The organism is Streptomyces sp. DvalAA-14 (assembly GCF_900091855.1).
GTDB lineage: Bacteria > Actinomycetota > Actinomycetes > Streptomycetales > Streptomycetaceae > Actinacidiphila.
This window is the reverse complement of the sequence record NZ_FMCH01000341.1, coordinates 1-6,500: the sequence shown is the minus strand read 5'-3', so window position 1 is coordinate 6,500 and position 6,500 is coordinate 1. Positions and strand designations below refer to the sequence as shown.

General features: G+C 72.5%; 6 protein-coding genes. 4 read left to right on the top strand and 2 right to left on the bottom strand.

The genetic code is table 11. The features are described 5' to 3' along the window. The coding region (locus tag GA0115240_RS17385) for an aminotransferase class V-fold PLP-dependent enzyme (RefSeq protein WP_141708872.1) at positions 1-787 on the top strand (787 nt) is incomplete at its 5' end. Between the two features lie 366 nt (positions 788-1,153). On the opposite strand, the gene GA0115240_RS17380 is transcribed toward GA0115240_RS17385, so the two are convergent. After that, a complete protein-coding gene (locus GA0115240_RS17380; RefSeq protein WP_093737583.1) occupies positions 1,154-1,435 on the bottom strand; it encodes an Lrp/AsnC family transcriptional regulator in 282 nt (93 codons plus the stop codon). Next, on the bottom strand, positions 1,432-2,220 hold the full coding sequence (locus tag GA0115240_RS17375) for a rhomboid family intramembrane serine protease (RefSeq protein WP_093737582.1): 789 nt from the start codon (positions 2,218-2,220) through the stop codon (positions 1,432-1,434). Before GA0115240_RS17375 ends, GA0115240_RS17380 begins: the two co-directional genes overlap by 4 nt. Positions 2,221-2,471: 251 nt before the next feature. Here GA0115240_RS17375 and GA0115240_RS17370 point away from each other — a divergent pair, with 251 nt between their 5' ends. The 3 genes from GA0115240_RS17370 to GA0115240_RS17360 all read left to right on the top strand — a co-directional run bounded on the left by GA0115240_RS17370 (position 2,472) and on the right by GA0115240_RS17360 (position 6,435). Beyond that, positions 2,472-3,848 (top strand): NYN domain-containing protein, encoded by a 1,377-nt coding sequence (locus tag GA0115240_RS17370; RefSeq protein WP_176725102.1) that lies wholly within the window; start codon positions 2,472-2,474, stop codon positions 3,846-3,848. Between the two features lie 328 nt (positions 3,849-4,176). Next, complete coding sequence (locus GA0115240_RS17365) at positions 4,177-5,202, top strand: C40 family peptidase (protein WP_093737580.1); 1,026 nt, start codon at positions 4,177-4,179, stop codon at positions 5,200-5,202. Positions 5,203-5,373: 171 nt separating this feature from the next. Beyond that, positions 5,374-6,435: a C40 family peptidase gene (locus GA0115240_RS17360; protein WP_093737579.1), complete on the top strand. Its 1,062-nt coding sequence runs from the start codon at positions 5,374-5,376 to the stop codon at positions 6,433-6,435. The last annotated feature ends 65 nt before the right edge of the window (positions 6,436-6,500 follow it).

Here is a 6,500-nt window from a genome sequence, read left to right as displayed (position 1 = left end):
CCGGCACGGCGCCCGGATCGTTCTCGACGCGGCTCAACTCGTCCCGCACCAGGCGGTGGACATCGCCGCACTCGACGTGGACTGGGTCGCCTTCTCCGGGCACAAGCTCTACGCGCCCTTCGGCTCCGGGGTCCTCGCCGGGCGCCCCGACTGGCTGCGGGACGCCCAGCCGTACCTGGCCGGGGGCGGCGCCACCCGCAAGGTCGCCCGCCGGGCCGACGGCCGGCTGGACGTCGAGTGGCACACCGCGATCGCCGCCCGGCACGAGGCCGGGTCGCCCAACGTCATCGGCGCCTACGCCATCGCCTCGGCGTGCCGGGCCCTGACCGAGGCCGGCTTCGACCGACTGGCCGACCGTGAGCGGCAGTTGCTCGCCCAGTTGCGGGACGGGCTGGCCGCCGTGCCGGAGGTGCGGGTGCTGTCGCTGTTCGGGCCGGACTCGGCCCGGGTCGGCGTGCTGTCCTTCGTCGTACAGGGCTGGAACAGCTCCCACTTCGCGGCGGCGCTCTCGGCGGAATACGGCATCGGGGTCCGCGACGGGCTCTTCTGCGCGCACCCGCTGGTGCGCACGCTGCTCGACAGCGCGCCCGACGAGCCCGGTGAGTGCGGGGCGCCCGACGCGGCGCCGGGGGAGCGGTCCCTCAACGCGATCCGGGTCAGCTTCGGGGTCGGCACGCCGGACGAGCACATTGCGCGCTTTCTCGCGGCGGTGAGGGCCCTCGTGCGCGAGGGCGCCCGCTGGAATTACGTCACCGAAAACGGCCGCTGCGTCCCGGCCCGCGACTAGCCCTCCACCCCCTCGCCCGGCGGGCCCCGGATCTGTCCTCAAGCGCCGGAGGGCTGGGTTTGGTCGCCCGGGGCGGTTTGTCCTCAGGCGCCGGACGGGCTGGAGTTGCTTGCCCCGCGCGGTTTGTCCTCAGGCGCCGGACGGGCTGGAGTTGCTTGCCCCGCGCGGTTTGTCCTCAGGCGCCGGACGGGCTGGAGTTGGTCGCCCCGCGGGGTTCGTCCTCAAGCGCCGGACGGGCTGGGGTTGCTCCGCCCGTCCTCGAGCGCCGGACGGCTCGAAAAATGAGCCCGTCCGGCGATTGAGGACACACGGTCCGCCGACCCGAGGCCAAAAAACAGCCCGTCCGGCGATTGAGGACACGAAAAGCTACGCGTCGAGGCCGATCGCGAACGCCGCCTCCAGGTCGTGCTGGGAATACGTCCGGAACGCCACATGCGTATCCGTAACCCGCACGCCCGGAATCTTGCTGATCCGCCCCGGAATGATGTCCGCCAGATCATCGTGCCGACCCACCCGGACCAGCGCGACCAGGTCGTAATTGCCGGTCACCGAGTAGACCTCGCTGACGTTGTCGAGCGCGGCGATGGACTCCGCGATCTCCGGGATCCGGTCGACAGACGTCTTGATGAGCACGATCGCGGTGATCACGACGGAAGGTCTCCTTGGGTCGGCCTGATGACGAGGCTCACCTTACGCCGTGGCCGATAGCACACCCATGCGCACAGGAAGCCGAAGGCGAAGCCCACCACGTGGGCCAGATAGGCCACGCCGGGGCCGCCCTTGGCGGTCTGCGCGGCCAGCCACTGGAGGACGAACCAGAAGCCGAGCACGACCCAGGCCGGGAAGCGCAGCGGGATGAAGAAGAGGAAGGGGAACACGCTCGTCACCCGCGCGCGGGGACAGAGGTAGAGGTAGGCACCCAGCGCCCCGGAGATCGCCCCCGACGCGCCGACCAGGCTCTGCGTGTCGTCCGGGTGGCCGAGTGCGAAGCCGTAGGTGGCCAGGTATCCGGCGGCGAGGTAGAAGAGGGCGAAGCGGATCCGGCCCATGCGGTTCTCGACGTTCTCGCCGAAGACCCACAAGAAGAGCATGTTGCCGATCAGGTGCACCCAGCCGCCGTGCAGGAACAGTGCGGTGAGGACGGACAGGAACGGTGATTTCCAGTAGGGGTGTGCGGCCGGGCAGCCGCTGGGCAGGACCAGCCGGGCGGGTGGGAGCTTGCCGTGGAAGAGCTCGGTGGGTACGACCCCCCAGTGGTCGAAGTAGACCGCCTGTTCGCAGATCAGCCGGTGGGCGCCGCCGTAGACCGAGGTGAAGCCGGACAGCGGACCCAGCAGGAACACCGCGGTGCACAGGCCGATCAGCGTGTAGGTGACGACCGGCGTGCGGCGGACCGGGTTCTTGTCGTACGCCTCGTGCACCGGGATGACCATGGACCGATGATGACGGAACGGACTTATCGGGCGTGGCTCGCCTCGCCGCAGCGCGGCGGACCGCCGAGGCCGTAGGGTGACCGGGACACACGCCCGTGGCCCGCACCGGTACGCCGGCGGCGACCGCCCGCCGAGCCGATCACGAGGTACCGAGCGGATCGACCCTCGCAGCGGGGACAATGGACACAGCAGACGGCGGCCGGAGGGATCGAAGGGGGCCGGGAGGACGCCGACGAACCGGACGGGAGTGACTGGTGGACGGTAGCGGCGGCGTACCCGACGCCGAGGCGGGCGACGGCGGCGCGGGCGAGCCCGCGCTGGACCGACCGCTGCCCGAGGGCGTACGGCACCGGGTCGTCGCCATCGCCGCGGACGCCTTCGGGGGCTTCACCTTCGCCGATCTGCCGGTTTCGCTGCGCCCTTATGCCCGTTTCACCCCCTCCCGGCGGGTGCGTTACGCGGCCACCGCGCTCGCCGCGGCCCTGGAGTCGGATGCCGGCTTCCGGCACAAGGTGGCGGCCAAGCTGCGCGAGTCGCAACCGGAGCTGACCGAGGCGCTGGACGGCTCCACCCCCCCGCCGGCCGCCGACCCGCTGGACGTGGCCGCCGCCGCCTACCTGCTGCGGCCCGTCGGCTGGGCCAAGCTGGTCGCCACCGCGGGCGAGGAGGCCCAGCGCGCCGACGCCGAACGGGCCGACGAGGAGACCCTGCGCGAGCTGGCCCGGCTGCGCGACGAGGTCGAGACGCTGCAGGCCCAGGCTCGCATCGAGGCCGCCCGGGCCCGCGCCGAACTCGACACCGTCCGCAAGGAGGGCGACGCGCTGCACCGCAAGCTGCGCGCCGCGCACAGCGACGTCAAGCGCGCCGAGGCCGCCCAGCGCAAACTCCAGGCGGAGCTGGACGACGTCCGTGCCGCCGCCGACCGGGAGCGGTCCGCCGCCGACGGCGAGGCCAGGCGGCTGCGGGCCCGGCTCACCGAGTCCGAGGCGGTGATGGAAGCCGGCCGCCGGGCGGTGCGCGAGGGCCGCAGTGTGGAGGACGTACGGCTGCGGCTGCTGCTGGACACCGTGCTGGACGCCGCCACCGGTCTGCGCCGCGAACTGGCGCTGCCGCCGCGCGACACCATCGGGGTGCGGCCCGCCGACACGGTGGACGCGGTGGCGCCCGGACAGCTCAGCGCCCGCGATGTCGCCAAGCGCGCGCTGTCCGAGACCGACCCGCAACTCCTCGACCAACTGTTGGCGTTGCCGCAGGCGCACCTGGTGGTGGACGGCTACAACGTCACCAAGACCGGTTATCCGTCGATGCCGCTGGAGAAGCAGCGGCTGCGGCTGCTCGGTGGACTGGCGGCGCTGGCCGCGCAGACCGGCGCCGAGGTCACCTGTGTCTTCGACGGCGCCGATCTGGACATGCCGGTGCTGCTCGCGCCGCCGCGCGGGGTGCGGGTGCTGTTCAGCAAGGCCGGGGAGACCGCCGACGAGCTGATCCGCCGGCTGGTGCGGGCCGAACCCCCGGGCCGGCAGATCGTGGTGGTCTCCGCGGACCGTGAGGTCGCCGACGGGGTGGCCAAGGCCGGGGCGCGTCCGGTGGCGTCCCTGCTGCTGCTGAAGCGGCTCGCGCGGGTCTGAACGCGGCGGCGCGGACCGGCCTTTGACGGTCCCTCGGCTCGGGCGGCACAGCGGGCGCCACAGCGGGCGTGATGGCGAACGTGATGGTGTACATGATCGCGTGCGATCGCCAACTCAGCGTTGTCCGGACCTTACCGCGCGTACGACGCACGTAAAGAATGTGCGAAGCGGTCGAGATTTTGCCTACAAAGATTTGAACCGATCACAGGAAGGTCACTAAGGTCAGGCCTCGAACCTCCGCGCAGTCGATCATCCAACCCGGATGGCGCTCGGAGGCCGCCCGCCAGCAGAAGCCGGTAGGCGGCTGAGGAAGAAGGAGCTCGCCTTCGTGGCGTCCCACCGTCGTCCCAAGCCGGCAACCCGCACCCGCGTGACCGTGCTGACTGCCACCGCCGCTGCCGCGGTCGCCCTTTCGTCGCAGGCCGCGAACGCGAGTCCGCAGCCCACCATCAAGGACGCCAAGGCCAAGGTGGACGCCCTCTACACGCAGGCGGAGCAGGCCACCGAGAAGTACGACGCCGCCAACGAGCAGCTGCACAAGCTCCAGAAGGACGCCTCCGGCCTCCAGGACCAGGTGGCACGGCAGCAGCAGCACCTGAACCAGCTCAGGGACGGCATCGGCACCCTCGCCGCCTCCCAGTACCGCAGCGGCGGCATCGACCCGACGATCCAGCTCTTCCTCTCGGGAAATCCCGACACCTACCTCCAGCAGGCGTCCACCCTGGACCAGCTCGGCTCGCTGCAGGCCAGCGCGCTGGAGCAGCTCCAGAACGCCAAGCGGAGCCTGGACCAGTCGCGCGCCGAGGCCACCAGCAAGCTGGCCGAACTCCAGAGCACGCAGACGGAGTTGGCCAAGCGCAAGACCGAGACCACGCAGAAGCTGGGCGAGGCCCGCAAGCTGCTCAACTCGCTGACCGCGGCCCAGCGCGCGGCGCTGCAGGCGCAGGACGTCGTCTCCGCCAGCCGGGCCGACGTCCGAGTGCCCATGAACGCCAAGGCCGCCACCGCCCGCGCCCAGGCCGCCTACGACGCGGCCGTGCGGGAGATCGGCAAGCCGTATGTCTACGGCGCGACCGGCCCCGGCTCCTTCGACTGCTCGGGTCTCACCTCCTGGGCCTACGCCCAGGCAGGCGTGTCGATACCCCGGACCTCGGAGGAGCAGGCCAACGCCGGTACCCGGATCTACTCCGAGTCCCAGCTCGGCGTCGGCGACCTGGTGATCTTCTACGGCGACTACCACCACGTCGGCCTCTACGCGGGCGGCGGCGTCGTGCTGCACGCGCCGAAGCCGGGTGCCTCGGTGCGCTACGAGTCGCTCAGCGACATGCCGTTCGAGTTCGGCGTCCGCATCTGACGGCGGCGCGGCCTGGGCACTACGACCCGGGCCGTACGGCGTTCGGGTGATCAACGTCCCGGCGGCGGCGCGGGCCGGGGCGTGTGACCTGCGGCGCGGCCTTCGGCGGCGGTACATCCGGGTCGCCGGTTCTTTGTACTCTTCGCCACCGCATGGTTACTGTCTGCTGCTGTGGCTTCCCATCGACGCTTTCCGCAGCCGGGCCTGGCCGCCCGTTCCACCCGCGTCACCGTGCTCTCCGCGGCGGCGGCGGCCACCGCGGCACTCTCCGGCGGCGCCGCGCAGTTCGCGGTGGCGGACCAGCCGGGCGCCCTGGACCACGCCGCCCAGGCGGACCGCCTCGACCGGCTCTACGAGCAGGCCGAGCAGGCCACTCAGCGCTACGACGCCGCCCAGGAGCGCACCGAGAAGCTGCGCGGTGAGCTGACCGCGCTCCAGGACCGGGCCGCCAGGGGCCAGCAGCGGGTCAACCGGCTCCGGGACGAACTCGGCGCCCTGGCCGCCTCCCAGTACCGCGACGGCGCCCTCGACCCGTCGCTGGAGCTGCTGCTGTCCGAGGACCCCGCCGACTATCTCGACCGCGCCGCCACCCTCAGCCGGATCGGCGACCAGCAGGCGGGGCAGCTGCGGCAACTCCAGGCCGCCGAGCAGACATTGGAGCAGCAGCGCCACCAGGCCGCCGCCAAACTCGGCCAACTGCGCCGCGCCGGGGCCCTGCTGCAGCAGCGCAAGAAGGCGGTGCAGCGCTCGCTCGCCGCCGCCCGGCGCATCCTCACCACGCCGCCCGCCGGCCCGGGCCGGGACGACTACCGCCCCGGCTCGGACCAGCGCGCCTCCCGCGGCCGGCCGCCCACCGAGCTCACCGACCTGCCCGCCTCCTCCGGCCGAGCCGCCCTCGCGGTGGCCGCGGTGCGGGGCGCGGTCGGCGCGCCCTATGTCTGGGGCGCCACCGGCCCCAACGCCTTCGACTGCTCGGGCCTGATGCTCTACGCCTACCGCCAGGCCGGGGTCGCCCTGCCGCGCACCTCCCAGGAGCAGTTGGACTCCGGCACGCACGTACCGCTGGACCAGGTCCGCCCCGGGGATCTGGTGATCTACCGGAGCGACGCCAGCCACGTGGGGATGTACGTGGGCGGCGGCCAGGTCGTGCACGCGCCCTACCCCGGCGCCCGGGTCCGGTACGACCCGGTCGGCATGATGCCGATCACCGCGGTGACCCGTCCGGCGGGCTGACCCGGGGCCGTACGATCGGGCGTGTGCCCGCGCTGACCGCCCGTCGTCCCAGGCTCGCCGCCGGA

Excerpts from the sequence above, each read along its gene's own strand:
- GA0115240_RS17375 (WP_093737582.1), bottom strand. The coding sequence starts at position 2,220 with ATGGTCATCCCGGTGCACGAGGCGTACGACAAGAACCCGGTCCGCCGC.